15 protein-coding genes are annotated in these 20,689 nt (G+C 69.4%); 9 read left to right on the top strand and 6 right to left on the bottom strand.

Annotation, left to right across the window (positions count from 1 at the left end; genetic code table 11):
• Positions 1–37: 37 nt before the first annotated feature.
• The 4 genes from AC3A6G_RS17350 to AC3A6G_RS17335 all read right to left on the bottom strand — a co-directional run bounded on the left by AC3A6G_RS17350 (position 38) and on the right by AC3A6G_RS17335 (position 7,349).
• Positions 38–310, bottom strand: a complete 273-nt coding sequence (locus AC3A6G_RS17350; protein ID WP_487874168.1) for a hypothetical protein — start codon at positions 308–310, stop codon at positions 38–40.
• Positions 307–3,375, bottom strand: coding sequence for a glutamate ligase domain-containing protein (locus AC3A6G_RS17345; RefSeq protein WP_487874167.1), 3,069 nt, complete (start codon positions 3,373–3,375; stop codon positions 307–309). The genes AC3A6G_RS17350 and AC3A6G_RS17345 overlap by 4 nt, the downstream gene beginning before the upstream one ends.
• Before the next feature lie 49 nt (positions 3,376–3,424).
• Entirely contained in the window at positions 3,425–3,931 is a 507-nt protein-coding gene (pal, locus tag AC3A6G_RS17340) for a peptidoglycan-associated lipoprotein Pal (protein ID WP_487874166.1), read from the bottom strand.
• Positions 3,932–4,022: 91 nt separating this feature from the next.
• Positions 4,023–7,349, bottom strand: coding sequence for a hypothetical protein (locus AC3A6G_RS17335; RefSeq protein WP_487874165.1), 3,327 nt, complete (start codon positions 7,347–7,349; stop codon positions 4,023–4,025).
• Between the two features lie 283 nt (positions 7,350–7,632).
• On the opposite strand from AC3A6G_RS17335, the gene AC3A6G_RS17330 reads away from it, so the two are divergent.
• Entirely contained in the window at positions 7,633–8,067 is a 435-nt protein-coding gene (locus AC3A6G_RS17330) for a DUF1841 family protein (RefSeq protein ID WP_487874164.1), read from the top strand.
• Here the strand turns inward: AC3A6G_RS17330 and AC3A6G_RS17325 are convergent.
• The gene (locus tag AC3A6G_RS17325) at positions 8,064–9,071 is read right to left on the bottom strand and encodes a LysR substrate-binding domain-containing protein (RefSeq protein ID WP_487862751.1); all 1,008 of its coding nucleotides are present in this window, start codon (positions 9,069–9,071) and stop codon (positions 8,064–8,066) included. The genes AC3A6G_RS17330 and AC3A6G_RS17325 overlap by 4 nt on opposite strands.
• Positions 9,072–9,180: 109 nt before the next feature.
• Here AC3A6G_RS17325 and pcaH point away from each other — a divergent pair, with 109 nt between their 5' ends.
• Positions 9,181–9,918 (top strand): protocatechuate 3,4-dioxygenase subunit beta, encoded by a 738-nt coding sequence (gene pcaH / locus AC3A6G_RS17320; protein WP_487862750.1) that lies wholly within the window; start codon positions 9,181–9,183, stop codon positions 9,916–9,918.
• 17 nt (positions 9,919–9,935) lie between these two features.
• A complete protein-coding gene (gene pcaG / locus AC3A6G_RS17315) occupies positions 9,936–10,562 on the top strand; it encodes a protocatechuate 3,4-dioxygenase subunit alpha (RefSeq protein WP_487874163.1) in 627 nt (208 codons plus the stop codon).
• 89 nt (positions 10,563–10,651) lie between these two features.
• Here pcaG and AC3A6G_RS17310 read toward each other — a convergent pair whose 3' ends face one another.
• Entirely contained in the window at positions 10,652–11,347 is a 696-nt protein-coding gene (locus AC3A6G_RS17310) for a c-type cytochrome (protein ID WP_487863113.1), read from the bottom strand.
• 168 nt (positions 11,348–11,515) lie between these two features.
• On the opposite strand from AC3A6G_RS17310, the gene AC3A6G_RS17305 reads away from it, so the two are divergent.
• From AC3A6G_RS17305 to AC3A6G_RS17280, 6 genes are all read left to right on the top strand, one after another.
• Positions 11,516–12,370, top strand: a complete 855-nt coding sequence (locus tag AC3A6G_RS17305; protein WP_487863114.1) for an AAA family ATPase — start codon at positions 11,516–11,518, stop codon at positions 12,368–12,370.
• Positions 12,367–12,618, top strand: a complete 252-nt coding sequence (locus tag AC3A6G_RS17300; protein ID WP_487874162.1) for a hypothetical protein — start codon at positions 12,367–12,369, stop codon at positions 12,616–12,618. The genes AC3A6G_RS17305 and AC3A6G_RS17300 overlap by 4 nt, the downstream gene beginning before the upstream one ends.
• Before the next feature lie 31 nt (positions 12,619–12,649).
• Entirely contained in the window at positions 12,650–13,246 is a 597-nt protein-coding gene (locus tag AC3A6G_RS17295; protein WP_487863116.1) for a GNAT family N-acetyltransferase, read from the top strand.
• Between the two features lie 15 nt (positions 13,247–13,261).
• A complete protein-coding gene (locus AC3A6G_RS17290) occupies positions 13,262–14,449 on the top strand; it encodes a vWA domain-containing protein (protein WP_487865136.1) in 1,188 nt (395 codons plus the stop codon).
• Positions 14,450–14,523: 74 nt separating this feature from the next.
• The gene (locus tag AC3A6G_RS17285) at positions 14,524–16,440 is read left to right on the top strand and encodes an autotransporter assembly complex protein TamA (protein WP_487865135.1); all 1,917 of its coding nucleotides are present in this window, start codon (positions 14,524–14,526) and stop codon (positions 16,438–16,440) included.
• Between the two features lie 3 nt (positions 16,441–16,443).
• Positions 16,444–20,568 carry a translocation/assembly module TamB domain-containing protein gene (locus tag AC3A6G_RS17280; protein ID WP_487874161.1) on the top strand — a complete coding sequence of 1,375 codons (4,125 nt, stop codon included), beginning with the start codon at positions 16,444–16,446 and terminating at the stop codon, positions 20,566–20,568.
• Positions 20,569–20,689 lie beyond the last annotated feature (121 nt).

Here is a 20,689-nt window from a genome sequence, read left to right as displayed (position 1 = left end):
ATCGACTGTTACCCAAATGTTACGAAGCGATTTTCTTTTACGCACCACTGCATCGAAGCGCTTCCCGCAGCGTAGGCGGCGCGGTCATCGCGGTCGCGCCATCCTGAAGCCCGCAATCAACGGGCTTGCGGGCCACCGGGCGCTCCGGCTCCCGCGGCTGCTGGTCCTGCGCGAGCACGAGCGCGACGTTGGCACACAGCAACATGCACAGCAACCATGCGCAAAGAAGCTGAAACCATCCGAGCCACCAGCGGCGCGGGGTCGCGGGCGAAGCCTCGGCGGAAAGGGGAAGGGAGAGGCTGGGTTTCATGGCAGTGCTTTCAATACCCGGGCGAGGCGCGAGAGGCCGACACCGGGGGAACTCTTGGCCAGCACCCAGTCGCCCGGCTGCAGCAGGCCTCCGAGTGCGGTCGACAGATCGGCCACGTCGACGAACCAGTGCGAACGGACCTTGGTGCTGATGCGCGCATGCAGCGCGCGCATCAGCGGTCCGCACAGCAGCACGCGGTCGGGTTGCGAGGCGAGCAGCTCGGGCTCGAGGTCGAGGTGGTGGCGTTGCGCGGCGGGGCCGAGCTCCTGCATGTCGCCGAGGATCGCCACGCGGCGCGCGGGCTCGCAGGGCGCCTGCGACAGCAGTTCGAGCGCAGCGCGCATCGAACTCGGGTTGGCGTCGTAGGTCTCGTCGATCAGCTTGAAGCTGCCGCCGCCGATGTGGATGGTGTGCAGCGCGCCGCGCGCGCCGGAGGGCTCGAATGCGGCAAGCGGCTCCACCGCGGCCGCGAGCTTGAGCCGCATCGCATGCAGCGCCGCCAGCGTGGCCACGGCGCTCAGGCCCATGTGGCGCCCCGGCGCGTTGAGCCGCAGCTGGAACGGCTCGCCGAGCACTGCGACTTGCGCCTCGCCGTGGTCGAAGGCCAGAAGCCGCAGGTCGGCGTCCTGGTGCTCGCCATAGCTCACGATCTGGAGCTGGTGTGCCATGGCGGCTTCGGCGAAGGCCGCGAACTCGGGGATGTCGCGGTTGAGCACCGCGGTGTCGCCAGGCGCCATGCCCTCGAAGATGCGACTGTCCTGCCGCGCGGCGGCGTCCGAAGGGCCGCTGCGCTTCTGCGCAGAGGCCGACAGCCCGGTGACCACGGCCAGCATCGGGCGCACCAGCTCGGTCAGCGCGGGCAGGTTCGGCGAACCCATCTCCAGCACCCAGTAGGCGGCGCGCCGCGGCATGCAGGTCAGGTTCCAGGCCATGCCCGAGGGCAGGCTGACGTTGCCTTCGGGCCGGCCGACCTCGCCCCAGACGCCCAGGGCATCGGCCAGCATCGCCGCCACAGTGCTGCTGGCCGCGCCGCTGCCCACCACGCCGCAGACACGGCCCGCGAACTCGGTGCGCGCATGCGTGCCCAGCGCCAGCACCGCCTGCGGCAGGTTCTGCACCTGCAGCACCGGTACGCGCTTGTCGAGGTGTGCAGAGGCGTCGGTGCACAGCACGGCGGCCGCGGGCTGCAGCACGCCCTTGAGGATCACTGCGGCCAACGGCGCCTTCGAGGGGCGCGTCTGGTGCTCGAACACCACGCGGCCCTTGCGCAGGAACGAGCGCTGCGTGATGCCGGTGGCGCGCCAGCCGTCGTCGGGCCGCACCACCCAGTCGCCGCCGGTCACGCGCGCCATCTCGTCGGCGGTCCATTCGGCGCCGTCGTCCCTGAGGTTGCCCGCACCCGGCACGGCCGGCCGCTCGAGCAGGTAGCGGTGATAGGCCACGAAGCCCGACATGTACTGCGCCACGTCGTCGATGCGCACGCGAAACGCATGGTGGCGCACGAAGAATGCGCCGGCAATGTGCGACGGACGGCGAAAGTACATCGCCATCTCGGGCCAGAAGAAGCCGTTCTGAAGGTAGTGCGCGCGGTAGTCGAGCGCGCGGTAGAACTTCTCGGTGTCGAGCTCGTCGAGCAGGTGCCGCATGGCCGCCATGCCCTCGAGCCGCTGCAGCATCTGCTGCGCGGCCAGCATGAGTTCGAGCAGCGTCGGAAAGGTGGTCTTGCGGTCGAGCACGAAGTCGAGGTAGCCCGCGACGTTCTGCAGGCCGAAGCGAAAGTAGCGCTCCTGCGGGCTCCAGCGCGTGAGCTCGTTCACGCAGCGGCTCAGCCAGTGGTCGTGCGCCTGCCAGTGCTGGCTGGCGATGAAATGGTCGAAGGCCTTCTCGACCACCGCGAGCCAGCGCGGATCGCGCGTGAGGCCGTAGAGCCGCATGAGGCCGAACACCGCCTCGCCCTCGTGGTAGACGGCACGCGCGGCCTGCTTCACGCGCAGGTCGGCGGCGTGCAGCACATGGTTGAAGCGGCCGGTGGCAGGGTCCTGCAGCGAGGCGATGCCCAGCGCGAGCTTCTCGAGCAGCGGCAGCCAGCGGCGCGTCTCCATCGCCTCGCCGTGCGCCACCAGCGCGAGGATGCAGGCGGCGTTGCCGCCGAGCGTGATCTCTTCGCCGTCGACCAGGAAGGCGGCCTCGCGGCCGTCGGGCAGCTTGTATTCGCGGATGAAGCGGCTCGCGAGCGGCGGCAGCGCGCGGTCGATCGCGGCGCGCAGCTTCTCGTCGCGCGTGAGCTCCCAGGCCTCGACCATGGCGCTGACCACGCTTGCATGGCGCATCGCGTCGTAGGTCGGAATGCGGCGGTCGAAGCAGGGGAAGTAGCCGGAGACGAACAGCCCGTCGTCCTGCACCTGGCGCGCAAGATAGACCGCGCCGCTGCGCACCAGCTCGAGCGCCGAAGGTGGCGTGAGCGCAGGCGACTGGCGGCGTCCCGCATCGAGCCCGGTGCCCACCAGCTTGTGCACCACGCCGTCGGCCTGGCAGAACACGCCCACTGTCGCGAGCAGGTAGACCGGGTGGTCCGCGAGCAGATCGAGCGCCAGCGCGCGGGCAAAACGCGCTTCGGCATAGAGCGCGAAATTGCGCGCGTTCACCACCGCATGCGCGATGGTCGAATCGCCGCTCAGCATCGCATTGGCGTTGAGCTCCTGCTCGGTGAAGGCGGTCTCGAAGTCCTTGTCGAAGGCCAGGCCGAGACGGAAGTAGTTGCGCTTGACGGCGCCGAGCTGGGCCTTGAATTGGCCCCACCCCAACGGGCTCGCGCCCTCGACCCAGTCGATGCGCAGCCACGGCGCGACGAGGCCGCAGTCGCGCACCCGCCGTTCGACCGCTTCCGCGCCTTCGCGCCACGCGGTCTCGAAATCGGCCGCGCGTGCGTGCACCACATGCGCGCGCTGCGAACCGTCGGTGACCGAGAAGAAGAGCGTGAAGGCCGGATAGGGCGGTGGCAGCGCCGCACATACCGAGGCCAGGCGCTCGTGGCAGGCATGGAGCTGTTCGGAGAAGGACATCATTCAGCCCAGGGCCTGTTCACGCTGCGCAAGGGGGTCGCGTTCTCCGGCTTCAGCGGTAGCTGAATTCAGCTCGGCGATTGAGCTGATAGCCCTCCTCGGTGTTGTCGGGCGACGCAGGCTTCTCGATGCCCCAGCTGATGGCCTCGATGCGCTCGGCCGGCACGCCCAGCTGCGTGAGCGCACGCTGCACGGCTTCGGAGCGGCGCTGGCCCAGCGCCAGGTTGTATTCGCGTCCGCCGCGCGAGTCGGTGTGGCCTTCGATCACCACGCGGCTCGTGGGACGGTTGCGCAGGTAGCTCGCGTGCGCCTCGACCACGCTGCGGTCCTGCGCACGGATGTTGTACTTGTCGAAGTCGAAGTACACGATGCGCGGCACGCCGACCGGGCCGTTCTGCGCCAGCGGCGCCGGCGGCGCCTGCACCCTGGCCACGTTGCTCGCGGCCTTGTTCGAAAAGTAGTACTTGGCGTCTTCGCGGCCGTCCTTGGGGCCGGTGCCGCAAGCAGCAAGGCTGGCGGCCAATGCGAGGGTGGCGAGTATCCGGAATTTCTTGCTCATGTTGATCGTCCTTTTGGCGGGACAGGCCGGGTTGCGGCCTGTCCCTGTGCTGTCGTTCTTTTGATGGGTTGCCCCGTGGTGTTTCCGGGGCTCAGCCCAGCAGGCCGTGCAGGATGTTCGACACGGGCGTCAGCACGCTGTTGTTGCCGGCGACCTGGTCGACCAGGCTGGTGATCGGGGTCACGACGTCGGTCACGATCGGCGCGGCATGCTCCACCGTGTCGACCAGCCCTGCGACCGTCTCGATCACCGGCGACAGCGTGGTACCCGCACCGGCCAGGATGTCGGTCACCGGTTGGGCCACTTCGGACACGGCAGCCACGACTGGCTCCAGCGTCTCGGCGGCGGTGCCGGCCACTTCGAGCACCGGATCGAGGATGTTGGCCACCACGCCACCGAGCAGGCCGTCGCTGCCGAGCAGGCTGCCGACCAGGCCGTCCTGGCCCAGCAGGCCGCCGCCCAGGAGGTCGCCACCGAGCAGGCCGCCGACGATGCCGTCTTCGCCCAGCACGCCGCCCAGCAGGTCGCCGCCAAGGAGGTCACCACCCAGCAGGCCGCCGACGATGCCGTCTTCGCCCAGCACGCCGCCCAGCAGGTCGCCACCCAGGAGATCGCCACCGAGCAGGCCGCCGACGATGCCGTCTTCGCCAAGCACGCCGCCAAGCAGGTCGCCGCCAAGGAGGTCGCCACCGAGCAGGCCGCCGACGATGCCGTCTTCACCAAGCACGCCGCCCAGCAGGTCGCCGCCAAGGAGGTCACCACCCAGCAGGCCGCCGACGATGCCGTCTTCACCGAGCACGCCGCCGAGCAGGTCGCCGCCGAGGAGGTCACCACCGAGCAGGCCGCCGACGATGCCGTCTTCACCGAGCACGCCGCCGAGCAGGTCGCCGCCAAGGAGGTCGCCACCGAGCAGGCCGCCGACGATGCCCTCTTCACCGAGTACGCCGCCGAGCAGGTCGCCGCCCAGGAGGTCACCACCGAGCAGGCCGCCGACGATGCCGTCTTCGCCGAGCACGCCACCCAGCAGGTCGCCACCCAGGAGATCGCCGCCCAGCAGGCCGCCGACGATGCCGTCTTCACCGAGCACGCCGCCGAGCAGGTCGCCGCCCAGGAGATCACCACCGAGCAGGCCGCCGACGATGCCGTCTTCGCCGAGCACGCCGCCCAGCAGGTCGCCGCCGAGCAGGTCGCCGCCAAGGAGGCCGCCACCCAGCAGGCCGCCGAGCAGACCGTCTTCGCCCAGCACGCCATCCAACAGGTCACCGTTCAGCAGGCCGCCGATCGGGCCATCGTTGCCGAGCAGGCCGTCCGCACCCAGAAGACCGCCGCCGAGGCCGTCGTCGCCAAGCAGGCCACCGAGCAAGCCGTCGTCGCCCAGCACCCCGTCGGTCAGGCCGCCTAGCAGGCCGTCTTCGCCGCCCAGCAGGCCGCCGAGCGGGCTGTCGGCCAGCAATCCGCCCAGTGCGCCGTTCGCGCCGAGCAGGTTGTCCACCAGGCCGTCCTGGCCCAGCAGGCCGCCCGTGAGGCCTTCGCTGCCCAGCACGCCGGCCAGTGCACCGTCGCCACCGAGCAGGCCGCCGACGATGCCGTCTTCGCCGAGCACGCCGCCCAGCAGGTCGCCGCCAAGGAGGTCACCGCCGAGCAGGCCACCGACGATGCCGTCTTCGCCCAGCACGCCGCCGAGCAGGTCGCCACCGAGGAGGTCACCACCGAGCAGGCCGCCGACGATGCCGTCTTCGCCCAGCACGCCGCCCAGCAGGTCGCCGCCGAGGAGGTCGCCGCCGAGGAGGTCGCCACCGAGCAGGCCGCCGACGATGCCGTCTTCGCCGAGCACACCACCCAGCAGGTCGCCTCCGAGGAGGTCACCACCGAGCAGGCCACCCACGAGACCGTCTTCGCCGAGCACACCACCCAGCAGGTCGCCGCCAAGAAGATCGCCGCCCAGCAGCCCACCGATCAGGCCGTCGTCGCCCAGCACGCCGCCAACCAGACCGCCCACCAGACCGTCTTCACCGAGCAGACCGCCAACGAGGCCTTCTTCGCCCAGCAGGCCGCCCAGCAGGCCGTCCGGGCCCACCACGCCTGCCAGCAGGCTGTCTTCGCCAAGCAGGCCGTCGAGCACTTCGCTGACCACGCCGTCTTCGCCGATCAGCGTGTCGATCACGCCGTCGAGGCCCAGCGCGTCGGTCACGCCCGTCAGGATGCCCTCTTCGCCCAGCAGGTGGTCCAGTCCGTTCTGAACCGCGTCGGTGACGTAGTCGACCTGGCCGAGCAGCGCGTCGGTGGCGCCTTGGCCAAGCAGGCCGTCGACAACGGGGCTGGCCGCACCGTTGAGGCCGTCGAGCACGACGCCGGCGAAGTGGTCCACCGGCTCGAACTGGTTCGGGTTGTCCGCAACGAAATCGGAGCCGAGCACGGGCGCGACGATGTCGTCGATCAGGTCGGTGGTCTGGTCGACCAGGTCTGCGACCGGCTGGAGCGTGCTGCCCAATCCGCCGCTGCTGCTGCCGCCGGTTCCGAGAAGACCGTCCGCGAGGTCGTCGACCGGGTCGAGCAGGCTGTCGCTGTCTGCATCTGCATCTGCATCTGCATCTGCATCTGCATCCGCATCCGCATCCGCATCGGCGTCGGCATCCGCGTCCGCGTCGGCATCTGCGTCGGCATCCGCGTCCGCGTCGGCATCTGCGTCTGCATCCGCGTCGGCATCGGCATCGGCATCGGCATCGGCATCGGCATCGGCATCGGCGTCACCGTCCGCATCCGCATCGGCGTCCGCATCCGCGTCGGCATCGGCATCGGTCTCGCCGCCGCCGATCGGTGAAAAGAACGAAATACCGCCGTCACCGCCGCCACCGCCGCCCAGAGCGGCACCCAGGCCCACGGCACCGAGCGCGCCGAGTGCGAATTCGCCCAGTCCCAGGCCGCCGGCTGCCGGAAGCTTCTTGCTGACCGCCAGCGCGGCCGCATCGGCGTCGCTGTCGGGCGGCGTGACCTGCAGGTCGCCCTGGGCCACGTCGACGTTCACTTGTTCAAGGCCGCCCGGCAGCTTGGTCGAGCCGATGGTCGCATCGGTGCCGCTGGTGAAGACGCCGGCCAGCGGCGCCTTGTTGCTGGCCGAGCCGGGGAACAGCACGTTGGCCTGTCCGCCCTCGGGGACCAGCACGCGGTCGCCTGCGATCAGGCTCTGATTGCCCTCCACCGGAATGCGGACACCGTCGCGCATCACGGCGACGCCCTGCGTGGCATTGGACAATGTGCCGATGCTTGCGGGTGCCGCGGCGGCGGCAGGTGCCGACGAAACGGCCGCGGCGGATGTGCCGAGCGGCGCGCCCGTGTTGGCCTGGGCAATGACCACGGGCGCCACGCCACTGGCGGCGAGTCCGTCGGTCGAAGGGGTCGATGCTTGTGGGTCGTTCATGGCAGCCTCTGTGACAAAAGATGCCTTTACAGGGGCAACTACCGTGCCGCCTCGAAGATCCGCAGGGCATTCGCGCCTACAAATTTGCAAGCCTTTGATTTACATGGATATTCTTGAGACGATGGGCGCCGGACCGCTGCCGTGGACGGCCTCTGGCGGCGTCTTTGAGCCACTTGTTACGTAACGACGTAACGTGGCGCTACCGGAACGTCGCCCCCCATTCCCGGCCGCTCGGCGCCGAGAATCCTTCCCCTCCGACCCCTTTTTCTTGTTTCCTACAGATATGTTCAATCCCTCCCAGGAAGACGTGCGGCGCTTCTTCTGCGACGTTTTCGCGAAGCAGCGGCAGGGCCTGCCGATGGAAGCACTCGAGACGCTCGCGGCCGGCTGGATCGAGGCCCATCCCGAGTACCACGACGACCTGGCCGATGCCGATGCCGCAGTGGCGCGCGTGTACGACGGCGCGTCGGGCCGCGAGAACCCGTTCCTGCACCTGTCGATGCACCTGTCTATCAGCGAGCAATGCTCGATCGACCAGCCGCGCGGCATCCGCCAGGCGGTCGAACTGCTGGCCGCGCGCCGGGGCTCGCTGCTCGATGCGCACCACGAGGCGATGGAATGCCTGGGCCAGATGATGTGGGAGAGCCAGCGCGCCGGCCGCCCGCCCGACGGCAATGGCTACGTGGATTGCGTGCAGCGCCGCGCAACGCGCGACTAGACGCGAACGGAGGGCTTCTTCCGGGACCGGGCCAGCGGCGCACCCTGCTCCCGGGCCGCCTCGCGCAGCAGCGCGGCCATGGCGGCGCGGGGCAGCGAGGGCTCGGCATCGCTGCGCAGCAGCAGGCCCACGGGTTCGTCGGTGCCCGTGGTGTCGATGCGCAGGCGCACGAGGCGCTGGTCGGCCAGCTCGCCGCGGGCGGCGCCAAGCGGCGTGATCCAGACCGCGTCGGACACCGCGACGAGCCCGCGCGCCAGGGCCACGTCGAGCGTCTGCAGCGCATCGGGCGGCAGCGCCAGGCCGCGCGCCTGCAGGAAGCTTTCGGTATGGTGGCGCGGGACCGTGCCCTCGCCGTACACCACCAGCGGATAGCCGAGCACCGCCTGCACCGACACCGCCCGCGCGGGCGAGCGCGCCAGCAGCGGATGGCCCGCACGCACCGCGAACACCAGCGGCTCGGTGTAGAGCAACTCGAAGCTGAGTCCGCCGATGAGCCGCGGGTCGCTCATGCGGCCGACCACGAGGTCGAGCTCGCCGGCGCGCAGCTCGTCGAGCAGCACCGGATTTGCGGCGCTCTTCACCAGCATCTGCACCGCGGGCCAGCGCTCGCGAAAGCGCGCGATCGGCCCCGGCAGCAGTGCCGGCGCCACGCTCGGGAGCGCCCCGATGCGCAGCCGCTCGACGCGCTCGCCCGAGGCCGGTGCCACCGCCTGCGCGCTGGCGTCGAGCGCCTCGAGCACGCGCAGCGCATGCGCGAGCAACTGCTCGCCGGCGGGCGTGAGGCCCTGCACGCCACGCCGACCCGCCCTGCTGCGCTCGACCAGTCGCGTGCCGACGATGGCTTCGAGCTCCGACAGCGTCTTCGACACCGCGGGCTGGCTCAGCGCGAGCCGCTCGGCCGCGCGCGCCAAGTGACGCTCCTGCGCCACCGCGACCAGGCAGCGCAAATGGCGCAACTGCACGTTGCGCAAAAAATCCTGGCGGAGATCGGCGGAGTCTTTCAATTACCTGTGGTTATTCAAATGAGACCAATCTTCAATTTACATCATCGGACCGGCCTTCTAGAGTTCGATGTTCGGACAAGACCCCGCCCCACCCAGGAGACGACATCCCATGTTGACCAAAACCCAGGCCATCGAGGCCGCCCCCGCCGCCGTGCTCACGCCGCGCGACTGGCAGGCCCATCCCTCGTACATCTATCCCGGCTACAAGTCGACGATGAAGCGCGGCCCGCAGAAGCCGCTGGTGCCGCTGAAGGCGGCGCTCGGCGAGCTGCAGCAGCCGGTCTACGGCCACGACAGCATCGGCGCGCTCGACCACGACCTGACGCGCAACGCGTGCAAGAACGGCGAGCCGCTCGGCGAACGCATGATCCTCACCGGCCGTGTGCTCGACGAGCGCCGCCGCCCCGTCGCCAACACGCTGGTCGAGCTGTGGCAGGCCAATGCCTCGGGCCGCTACGTGCACAAGGTCGACCAGCACGATGCGCCGCTCGACCCCAACTTCCTCGGTGCTGGCCGCTGCCTCACCGACAGCGAAGGCCGCTACCGTTTCCTGACCATCAAGCCCGGCGCCTACCCCTGGGGCAACCATCCGAACGCCTGGCGCCCGCAGCACATCCACCTGTCGCTGTTCGGCCAGAGCTTTGCGAGCCGGCTGGTCACGCAGATGTACTTTCCCGGCGACCCGCTGCTGCAGTACGACCCGATGATCACCGGCACGCCCGAGCGCTACCGCAACCGGCTGATCGCCGACTTCAGCCTCGACATCACCGAGGAAGGCTACGCGCTCGGCTACCAGTTCGACATCGTGCTGCGCGGCGCCGACGAGACCCCCTTCGAGAACCGCTGAGCCAGGAGACGCACGACATGGACAAAAGCAACAACCAGCTCATGACCGCCCAGCAGGCCGACTTCGGCCAGACCCCGTCGCAGACGGTGGGCCCCTACTTCGCCTACGGCCTCACGGCCACGCAGTACGGCTACGACTTCGACCAGCCCTTCGATGCCGCCGTGGCGCTCGACGACGCCGCGGGCGAGCGCATCCGCCTCGAGGGCCGCGTCATCGACGGCGACGGCAACCCGATCAACGACGCGATGGTCGAGATCAGCCAGGCCGACGGCCAGGGCCGCTATCCGCAGACACCGGCCGAGGCGCGCGAGATCGGCTTTCGCGCCTTCGGTCGCGTCGGCACGGGCACCGACGCGCAGAACCGTTTCGTGTTCCACACGGTGAAGCCCGGCGCCGAGTCGCCCGGCGAGGCACCGCACATCAACGTGATCGTGCTCATGCGCGGCCTGCTGCTGCACACGTTCACGCGCATCTACTTCAGCGACGAGGCCGAGGCCAATGCGCGCGACGCGGTGCTCGCGAGCGTGCCGGCGGAGCGGCGCCACACGCTGATTGCCGAGCGCTTCGAGCAAGGCGGCGCGGTCGGCTACCGCTTCGACATCCGCATGCAGGGCGCCGACGAGACGGTGTTCTTCGACGTCTGAGCCACGGCCACGGTGCCACGAAAAAAGCCCGCGAAAGCGGGCTTTTTACTTGGTTGCGTGGGCGGCAATGCGGGCTGCCGCCCCGGGGCTCACTGGCCGCCGCTGTGGTGCAGGCGCGAGTCCGGCACCGTCTTGAGTTCGCCGGGCAGCGAGGCGATGTAGTTCGAGAGCGTCTTGAGTTCGGCGTTGGTGAACTTCTTGGGCTCGACCTGCTGCGCCATCACCGCGTTCGAGCGACCCAGGTGCAGGTTGTTCTTGACGCGGTACGACTTGAGCGCGACGAACAGGTAGTCGGCATGCTGGCCGGCCAGCTTGGGCACCGTGCCGTCGTTCGGCGTGTTGAAGTTGGCACCGTGGCACTTGGTGCAACTGTTGTCCTTGTCACGCGAAACCAGCGCCTGGATGTTCTCGGGCATCGGCTTGGCCGGCGTGGCCGGGGGCGCATCGCCCTCCTTCAGGCCGAGCTGGCTGTAGTAGGCCGAGATGTCGGCGATGTCCTGCTCGGTCAGCGAGTCGGCGATCGCGCGCATGGTGGGGTGCTTGCGGTCGCCTCCCTTGTAGGCCGTGAGCGCGGCGCTGATGTAGCTGGCGCTCTGGCCGGCGATCATCGGCACCTTGTGGATCTCGGGAAAACTCGCCTGGTAGCCGATGATGCCGTGGCAACCCACGCACATGGCGACCTTCTTGGCGCCGTCCTGGGCCTTGCCAGTGACTTGCTGGGCTTGCGCCGAGACCGTCACGCAAGCGACAGCGAAGGCAAACATCGTGGTCAACAACTTGTTCATTTTGCGCGCACAATCTCGTGGAAATACAGTTTTTCGAATCAACATTCGATTATATGCAAGGGTCTTCGAAGACCCCATGCAGGCCGCTCAAGAGCTTGCGTCAAGCGGATCGAGTGTGTTCTTTTCTCCACCCCGCCTTTCCTCCAACCTGCTCGCTCGCCTCCACTCATGAAATTCAAGGGCTCTGACAACTACGTCGCCACCCAGGACCTGATGCTGGCGGTCAACGCCGCCATCACGCTCAAGCGCCCGCTGCTCGTCAAGGGCGAGCCCGGCACCGGCAAGACCATGCTGGCCGAAGAGGTGGCCGAATCGCTCGGCCTGCCGCTCTTGCAGTGGCACATCAAGTCGACCACCAAGGCCCAGCAGGGCCTGTACGAATACGACGCGGTGAGCCGGCTGCGCGATTCGCAGCTGGCCGACGTCGACGGCGGCGAGCGCGTCAAGAACATCCACAACTACATCGTGAAGGGCGTGCTCTGGCAGGCCTTCACGGCCGACGAGCCGGTGGCACTTCTGATCGACGAGATCGACAAGGCCGACATCGAGTTTCCGAACGACCTGCTGCGCGAGATCGACCGCATGGAGTTCTACTGCTACGAGACGCGCGAGCTGATCCGCGCCAAGCACCGGCCGGTGGTGTTCATCACCTCGAACAACGAGAAGGAGCTGCCCGACGCCTTCCTGCGCCGCTGCTTCTTCCACTACATCAAGTTCCCCGACGCCGAGACCATGAAGCAGATCGTGGCGGTGCACTTCCCGGGCCTCAAGCAGGAGCTGCTCACGGCCGCGATGAAGACCTTCTACGACGTGCGCAACCTGCCCGGCCTGAAGAAGAAGCCCTCGACCTCCGAACTGCTCGACTGGCTCAAGCTGCTGATGGCCGAAGACATCCCGCTCGACGCGCTGCAGAGCAAGGACGACAAGGTCGCGGTGCCGCCGCTGGTGGGCGCGCTGCTCAAGAACGAGCAGGACGTCACGCTGTTCGAGAAGCTCGTCTTCATGCAGCGCAACAACCGATGACCCGGCCCACCGCGCCGCATCCCGTCGGGCAGTTGCTCAAGCTCGGCCTGGCGCAGGCCGTGCTGTTCGTGCTCGGTGCGCTGCTCGGGCGCTGGGTCGGGCTGCAGTTCGGGCTCGATGCGTTCGGCGCCGGCGGCTGGGGCAACAGCGAGATCTTCGGCATCCTGCTGATCGGCCTGGGCGGCGGCGGCGGCGTGCAACTCGCACGGGCCTGGTACGACCGCAAGTACGGCAAGCCCCCGCGCTGAGCCCCTCCCCTTTCTCGAAAGTAGCTCGAACATGGCGTTCGTCGAACCTGTCACGCTGAAGGCCCGCGACCTCGCGCTGGTGCCGCTCTCGCTCGACCACGAAGAAGGCCTGCGCACGGCCGCGGCCGACGGCGAGCTCTGGAAGCTGCGCGTCACCTCGGTGCCCGAGCCGGAGGAGACACGTGCCTACATCGAAGCCGCGCTGCAGGGCCGCGAGGCCGGCCACCGCTTCGCTTTCGCCGTGACCGAGGCCGCAACCGGCGCCGTGCTCGGCAGCACCAGCTTTCACGATATCCTGCCCGCGGTAAAGCGCGTGGAGATCGGCTACACCTGGTATGCCAGGCGCTGCCAGCGCACGCACGTCAACACCACCTGCAAGCTGCTGATGCTGAGCCACGCCTTCGATGCCCTCGGCTGCAACGTGGTGGGCTGGCGTACCGACAATTTCAACTTCGCCTCGCAGGCCGCCATCGAGCGGCTCGGCGCGAAGAAGGACGGCGTGATCCGCGGCCATGCGATGCGCCGCGACGGCACCGTCCGCGACACCGTGATGTACAGCCTGCGCGCAGGCGAGTGGCCCGAGGTCAAGGCCCAGTTGCTCTACCTGCTCGACAAGCCGCGAAGCTGAAGGAGGCCCGCCGCCATGCTGATCGATTTCTTCTACACGCTGCGCTCGGCCAAGCTGCCGGTCTCGGTCAAGGAATACCTCACGCTGCTCGAAGCGCTGCAGGCCGACGTGGTCGGGCCCAATTCCGACGGCGCCTTCGGCATGGACGACTTCTATTACCTCTCGCGCACCGCGCTCGTGAAGGACGAGAAGCACTACGACAAGTTCGACCGCGCCTTCGCCGCCTATTTCAAGGGCGTCGAGATGCTGGCCGACTTCACCAAGGAAGTGCCGCTCGACTGGCTGCGCAAGACGCTGGAGCGCGAATTCACGGCCGAGGAAAAGGCCAAGATCGAGAAGATGGGCTGGGACGAGCTCATGGAAACGCTCAAGAAGCGCTTCGAGGAACAGAAGGAGCGCCACGAGGGCGGCAACAAGTGGATCGGCACCGGCGGCACCTCGCCGTTCGGCCATGGCGGTTACAACCCGCAGGGCATCCGAATCGGCGGTGCCGGCAAGAACAAGAGCGCGGTCAAGGTCTGGGACCAGCGCGCCTACAAGGACTACGACGACAGCCAGGAGCTCGGCACACGCAACATCAAGGTGGCGCTGCGCCGGCTGCGCAAGTTCGCGCGCGAAGGCCACGAGGACGAGCTCGACCTCGACGAGACCATCCACAAGACGGCCGCCAACGCCGGCCTGCTCGACATCAAGATGCGCCCGGAGCGCCACAACAACGTCAAGGTGCTGCTGCTGATGGACGTGGGCGGCACGATGGACGAGCACATCCAGCGCGTGGAAGAGCTGTTCTCGGCCGTGAAGACCGAGTTCAAGCACCTGGAGTTCTATTACTTCCACAACTGCGTCTACGACTTCATGTGGAAGAACAACAAGCGCCGCTTCTCCGAAAAGTTCGCGACCTGGGACATCCTGCGCAAGTACAACAAGGACTACAAGCTCATCTTCGTCGGCGACGCGACCATGAGCCCCTACGAGATCCTGCAGCCCGGCGGCAGTGTCGAATACAACAACGAAGAGGCCGGCGCCGAGTGGATCCAGCGGCTCACCCACGCCTTTCCGAAGTTCGCCTGGATCAACCCCGAACCGCAAGGTGTGTGGCAGTACCGCCAGAGCATCGCGGTGATGCAGCAGCTGATGTCCAACCGCATGTACCCGCTGACGCTGCGCGGCCTCGAGGAAGCGATGCGAATGCTTTCGAAGTAATACCGCACACTCAGGACACATGTGTGTACGTGCGTCCTACGGGAATTGCGTGCAGTTGCTGTCAAAATGGCCCGATGTTCAGGGTGGTTCCAGCTTTTTCGCCGGCGTGGCTGCCGGCTTTGCTTTTTGTGGGCGCCCTGCTTCTGCAGGGATGCAGCTTGCTGCCGAAGAAGGACGCTGCGAACGACAAGGGCGCATCCCCGCCGGTGCTGGTCCAGAACGGAGACACCGCAACCGGCAAGAAGAGCGACGACAAGGACGCCTTCACCGTCGAGGTTCGCGGCCCCGAGGCGGTGCGTGAGTACCTCACGCTGCACCTCGAGCTCCAGCGCTACCGCACGCTCGACGACCTCGGCGCGACCGAGATCTCGCGGCTCATGGTGGCGGCCGAAGCCAACGCACGCGAGCTGCTCGCCACACTCGGCTACTTCACGCCCACGCTGACGCTCGAACTCAACGAGACGCCCGCCAGCACGCGCGCCCCGCGCGAGATCATCATCACCGTGGTGCCGGGCGAGCCCACGCAGGTCAGCACGGTGCAGATCGACTACGAAGGCGCGATCGCCACCGACCCCACGGCCGAGGCGCAGCGCGACGCGATTCGCACCGCCTGGACCCTGCGCGCAGGCCAGCCTTTCACGCAGCAGGGCTGGGACGATGCCAAGGCCATAGCCCTGCGCCGCCTCACGGCCAGGCGCTTCCCCACCGGCAGCATCGGCATGAGCCGCGCCGAAGTCGACGCCGACCGCCAGGAGGCCCGGCTCAGCGTCACCTACCAGTCCGGGCCGGCCTATCGCTTCGGGCCGCTGGTGCTGCGCGGCGTCGAACGCTACGACGCCGACGGCGTGCGCCGCATCGCGCAGCTTCCCACCGGCACCGACTACGACCAGCAGAAGCTGCTCGACGCGCAGCAGCGCCTGGCGAGCAGCGGCTACTACGACTCGGTGTTCCTCACGCTCGACACCGAGAGCGGCACGCCACTGGCCGCACCCGTGATCGCGCAGCTGCGCGAGGCGCCGCTGCAGAAGGTGGTGCTCGGCGCCGGCTTCACGACCGACAGCGGACCCCGCCTGTCGGTCGACCACATCCACAACAAGCTGCCGCTGCTCGGCTGGCGCGCGGTGTCGCGCCTGTCGGTCGACCGCGAAACCAAGTCGCTGGGCACCAACTGGCAGGCGATCCCCGACGAACGCGGCTGGCGCTGGCTGGCCGGCGCCGAACTCAAGAGCGAAACCTCGGGCAGCTACGTGGTCGACAGCGGCCGGCTGCGCAGCGGGCGCAGCAAGTCGAGCGGCCACATCGACCGCACCTATTTCCTGCAGTACGACTACGCGCAGAACCGCGGCATCGACGCGCCGCCCTCGGCCTCGGCCCTCACCGCCAACTGGGGCTGGACGGGCCGCTACTTCGACGACAACGCCGCGCCGACGCGCGGCTTCGGCCTGGCGCTCGAACTCGGCGCCGGCTACACCCTCACCGGCGAGCGCCTGCCCTTCACACGCACCTATGCACGCTGGCTCGGCGTGCTGCCGCTGGGCTTTGCCAACGGCCGCGACGCCGCCACGCTGGCACGCCGGAGCCGGCTCCAGCTGCGCGCCGAGGCTGGCGCGGTGGCCGCCAAGGAGAGCGCGCAGATCCCGTCCACGCTGATGTTCCTGACCGGCGGCGACACCACCGTGCGCGGCTACAGCTACCGCCAGATCGGCACCGAGCGCGCCGACGGCCAGATCGTCGCGGGCCGCTACCTCGGCGTCATGAGCCTCGAATGGCAGCGCCCGTTCGTCTACAAGGGCAAGCTCACCGAGTGGGAGAGCACGGTCTTCGTCGATGCCGGTGCAGTGGCCGACAAGCCGGGCGAGCTCAAGCCCAAGGTCGGCGTGGGCGTGGGCGCGCGCTGGCGCAGCCCCGTGGGGCCGGTGCAGGCCGACATCGCCTACGGCGTGGACACCAAGAAGTTCCGCCTTCACCTCCGCCTCGGCTTCACCTTCTGATCGATGCAGACAGACCCGTCCAATCCCACGCCCACGCCCGCCGCACCGCGACCGCCGCGCACGCGCGCGCGCCGCGTCCTGCGCGCGCTGGCATGGACCGTGGCGGGCCTGCTCGCGCTGGTGCTCGTGCTCGGCGCAGCTGCATGGTGGTGGGTCGGGTCCAACCAGTCGCTGGCCTTCGCACTGGCCCAGGCCGCGCGCTACATGCCCGCAGGCCAGACGCTCGAAAGCCGCGAGGTCAGCGGCTCGCTGCGCACGGGCGGGCGCATCGGCTGGCTGCGCTGGCAGAGCGAGAGCCTCGCGGTCGAAGTGCACGAGGCCGACATCGGCTGGCAGCTCGCGCCGCTGTTCCAGCGCAAGCTGCAGCTCGGCGAAGTGCATGCGAAGGAACTGCTGATCGAGCGCCGCGGCCCGCCGAGCGACACGCCCACCGAACCGCTCGAGCAGATCACGCTGCCGATCGAAGTCGACCTGCCGTTTCGCATCGACGCGCTGCGCTGGGCCGGCCCGCCCGCGCTCGAGGCACTGCAGCTCGCAGGCCACTACCGCTACACGGGCGCGCAACATGAACTGGAGATCGACGGCGTCGACATTGCCGACGGCCACTACAGTGCCCGCGTGAAGCTGCAGGGCGCCGCACCGATGGCGATCGAGGCCGCGCTCGAAGGCCGCGTGAAGGCGCCGCTCGCCGAGGACCGCAGCATCGAGGTGCTGGCCAAGGCCGGCATCGAGGGCACGCTGGCGGGCACCGATGCGCGCCTGCAGGTGGCCGCCGAGCTGAAGCCGGCCGAGCCCGACGCCGAGGCGCCGATGGAAGCCAAGCTGCAGGCCCGGATCGCGCCCTGGCTGCCGCAGCCGGTGATCGATGCCAACGCGGACTTGCGCAACGTCGATGCGGCCAGCCTCTGGCCCGGCGCGCCGCGCACGCGCCTGTCGGGCACCGTCGCGCTCGAGCCTGATGCGGCCACGGGCCCGGACGCCTGGCAGGCCACGGCCGACCTGCAGAACGCGCTGCCCGGGCCCTGGGACAAGGGCGCGCTGCCGCTCGAAAAGCTCGAGGCCCGCGTCGGCTTCGACGGCACCAACTGGAACATTCCTGCGGCCACGCTGCGCGCGGGCGGCGGCCGCATCGAGGCCGAGGGCCGCTGGAGCCCCGCGCCCGCGCCCTGGGAGGCGCGCGCCACCGTGCGCGGCGTGCGCCCGGGCCTGCTGCACAGCGAACTCTCCGGCGCGCCGGTCAACGGCACCGCGACGGCGCGGCAGCGCGACGATGCGATCGGTTTCGAGCTGGCGCTGCGCGCCGAGGGCGGTGCCGGCAGCGCGGCATTGCCCGGCTTCGGCCTGGAGCGCATCGCCGCCACGGGCCAATGGAAGGAACAGGTGCTCGACCTGCGCAGCCTGCGCGTCGAAGCCGAGCGTGCGAGTGTCGAGGGCCGCATGCAGGTGCGCGTGGCCGAGCAGGCCGCGAGCGGCAAGCTCGCGCTCGCATTGCCGGGCGGCAGCGCCCAGTTCGAAGGCCGTATCGCGCCGTCGGTGGGCAGCGGTGATGTGCAGGCGCGCATCGACGATGCCGAAGCCGTGCAGCGCTGGATCGAAGGCCTGCCCGAGCTTTCGGGGCTGTTCGCAGGCAGCAGCGCGAAGGGCTCGGCGCGCCTCGATGCGAGCTGGCAGGGCGGTTGGCAGACGATTCAGCGCCGTATCGAAAATCCCGGCGCACCGCCCCAGCGCGGCGCGGCCGAGCCGAGCATCAAGGCGTCGCTCGCCTTGCCGCGGCTCGAGGTACGCATGCCCGCGGCGCAGCCAGCCAATGGCGGCAGTGGCACGAACGGCACGAATGGCGCCACCACCGTCCGGTTGAACGACGTGCAGGCAGACCTCGCCGGCACCCTGGCCGATGCCACGCTCGCGCTCAAGGGCGAAGCCACGTCCGGCACGCAGAAGCTCACGCTCGATGCCCGCGCCAATGGCGGCCGCACGGGTGCCGACCAATGGCGCGCGGTGCTCGCAAGCCTGCGGCTGCAGGCGCGGGACAGCGCGCGCCCCGGCCCCGGCGGGCCATCGGCCGCACCCTGGACGCTGGAGCTCGGCCGCGAAGTCACCGCCTCGGTCAAGACCGGTGGCAGCGGCGCCACGCGCCGCCTCGAACTCGAAGCCTCGGCCGCCAACGCCACGCTGCGCGGGCCGGTGCCCGGCACGGTGCGCATCGAATGGGAGCCGCTGCGCTTCACGCGCAGCGGCGCGGCGCCCAACCAGGCCTTCCGCGTTCAGTCCAAAGGCAGGCTGCAAGGCCTGCCGATGGCGTGGGCCGAGGCCTTCGGTGCCAGCGCCACCTTCGACGAGATCGGCGTGACCGGCGACCTGCTGTTCGACGGCGAGTGGGACATCGATGCGGGCGACACGCTGCGCGCCCGCGCGCGGCTCGCGCGCCAGAGCGGCGACATCCGCGTGCAGGCCGGCGAAGCGGCTCTGGTCACGCGCATCCACAGTTACGGCACCGGCACCGCGAGCGAGCGCACGATGAATTCCGCGAGCGCCGACGGCACCACCGCGCCGAGCACGCCCGCGGGGCTCAGGCAGGCCGAGCTGCGGCTCGATGCCGACGGCGAGGCGGTGCGCGCCACGCTGGCCTGGGACAGCGAGCGCGCCGGCAAGATCGACGCCGAGCTGGCCACGCGCATGCAGCAGCGGGCCGACGGCTGGGTGTGGGCCCCCGATGCGCCGCTCGCGGGCAAGGTCAAGGCCACGCTGCCGAACCTCGGCGTCTGGTCGATGCTGGCACCGCCCGGCTGGCGCATCGCGGGCACGCTCGACGCCGACGCGGTGCTCGCAGGCAACCGCGCCGCACCGCGCTGGAACGGCACACTGGGCGCCGACCGGCTCGCGCTGCGCGCGCCGGTCGAAGGGCTCGACCTGCGCGATGGCCGGCTGCGTGCCACGCTCACGGGCGATCGCCTCGAGATCAACGAGTTCACGCTTCAGGGCGGTGCGGGCACCTCGGCGCGGATCGCGGGCCAGAGCGGCAACCGGAGCACCGCGAGCAGCGAGGCGGCTGCGGGCGGCGGCTCGCTCACCGCGCGCGGCGATATCTTTTGGGGCGCCGCCGGCGCCTCGGCCAGCGGCATCCGCATGGCGCTGAATGCCGAGCTGCGTGCGCTGCGCGTGCTGGTGCGCACCGACCGCCAGGTCACGCTGTCGGGCAACCTTCAGGCGCGCCTCGAGGGCGGGCAGTTCAGCGTGCGCGGCAGGCTGCGCACCGACCGCGCCGTGATCATCCTGCCCGACGAGACGGCACCGAGCCTCGGCACCGACGTGGTCGTGCGCTCCGCCGCCAAGGACCGCGAGGCGGCCGAGAAGGCCCGGCGCGAGGTGGCGCGCAGCGAGGCGCAGGCCGCAAAGCCGCAGACCGCGAAGCCGCCCGACATCGTCGTGACCTTCGACCTCGGCGACGACTTCGCGGTGCAGGGCCGCGGCATCACGACGCGGCTCGAAGGCGAACTCGAGATCCGCAGCAACCGGCTCGATGCGCCGCCGCGCATCGTCGGCGAAGTGCGCACCGTCAAGGGCCAGTACCGCGCCTATGGCCAGCAGCTCGACGTGGAGACGGGCCTTGCGCGCTTCAACGGGCCGTTCGACAACCCGTCGCTCGACATCCTCGCGATCCGGCCCAACATTGCGCAGCGCGCGGGCGTGCAGATCACCGGCACTGCGCAATCGCCGCGCGTCAAGCTCTATTCCGAGCCCGTGCTGTCCGACGCCGAAACGCTGTCGTGGGTGGTGCTCGGCCGCGCCTCGGCCACCAGCGGCGGCGAATCGGTGCTGCTGCAGCAGGCCGCGCTGGCGCTGCTCGGCCGCGTCAGCAAGGGCGCGAGCGGCGGCAGCCTCGCCAGCCGCTTCGGCCTCGACGAGCTCGGCTTCAAGGGCCCCGGCGACGGCGGCGACCTGCGCGAATCGGCCGTCACCTTCGGCAAGCGGCTCTCGAAGGATTTCTATCTCACCTACGAACGCAGCCTCGGTGGCACCTTCGGCACCATCTTCATCTTCTATGACCTGACCAAGCGCCTTACGCTGCGCGGCCAGGCCGGGCAGACCAGCGGCGTCGACCTGATCTACACCGTCAAATACGACTGACGCCCCCTCCGGGTCTGCCGCATTGACCGGCCTCGTTTGTCGAGCTAACAATGGTTAGCGCCCCGACAAAAAGAGGAACGAAGATGCACGATGATGGAGACAAGGGCGAGTGTTCAATGCT

The organism is Variovorax sp. Soil_C_26 (genome assembly GCF_057657075.1).
The sequence above is the reverse complement of the archived record's forward strand: the minus strand, read 5'-3'. Positions and strand labels throughout refer to the sequence as shown.

Coding starts and splice junctions, on each gene's coding strand:
- AC3A6G_RS17350 (WP_487874168.1), bottom strand. CDS start 310: ATGAAACCCAGCCTCTCCCTTCCCCTTTCCGCCGAGGCTTCGCCCGCG.
- AC3A6G_RS17345 (WP_487874167.1), bottom strand. CDS start 3,375: ATGATGTCCTTCTCCGAACAGCTCCATGCCTGCCACGAGCGCCTGGCC.
- pal (WP_487874166.1), bottom strand. CDS start 3,931: ATGAGCAAGAAATTCCGGATACTCGCCACCCTCGCATTGGCCGCCAGC.
- AC3A6G_RS17335 (WP_487874165.1), bottom strand. CDS start 7,349: ATGAACGACCCACAAGCATCGACCCCTTCGACCGACGGACTCGCCGCC.
- AC3A6G_RS17330 (WP_487874164.1), top strand. CDS start 7,633: ATGTTCAATCCCTCCCAGGAAGACGTGCGGCGCTTCTTCTGCGACGTT.
- pcaH (WP_487862750.1), top strand. CDS start 9,181: ATGTTGACCAAAACCCAGGCCATCGAGGCCGCCCCCGCCGCCGTGCTC.
- pcaG (WP_487874163.1), top strand. CDS start 9,936: ATGGACAAAAGCAACAACCAGCTCATGACCGCCCAGCAGGCCGACTTC.
- AC3A6G_RS17310 (WP_487863113.1), bottom strand. CDS start 11,347: ATGAACAAGTTGTTGACCACGATGTTTGCCTTCGCTGTCGCTTGCGTG.
- AC3A6G_RS17305 (WP_487863114.1), top strand. CDS start 11,516: ATGAAATTCAAGGGCTCTGACAACTACGTCGCCACCCAGGACCTGATG.
- AC3A6G_RS17300 (WP_487874162.1), top strand. CDS start 12,367: ATGACCCGGCCCACCGCGCCGCATCCCGTCGGGCAGTTGCTCAAGCTC.
- AC3A6G_RS17295 (WP_487863116.1), top strand. CDS start 12,650: ATGGCGTTCGTCGAACCTGTCACGCTGAAGGCCCGCGACCTCGCGCTG.
- AC3A6G_RS17290 (WP_487865136.1), top strand. CDS start 13,262: ATGCTGATCGATTTCTTCTACACGCTGCGCTCGGCCAAGCTGCCGGTC.
- AC3A6G_RS17285 (WP_487865135.1), top strand. CDS start 14,524: ATGTTCAGGGTGGTTCCAGCTTTTTCGCCGGCGTGGCTGCCGGCTTTG.
- AC3A6G_RS17280 (WP_487874161.1), top strand. CDS start 16,444: ATGCAGACAGACCCGTCCAATCCCACGCCCACGCCCGCCGCACCGCGA.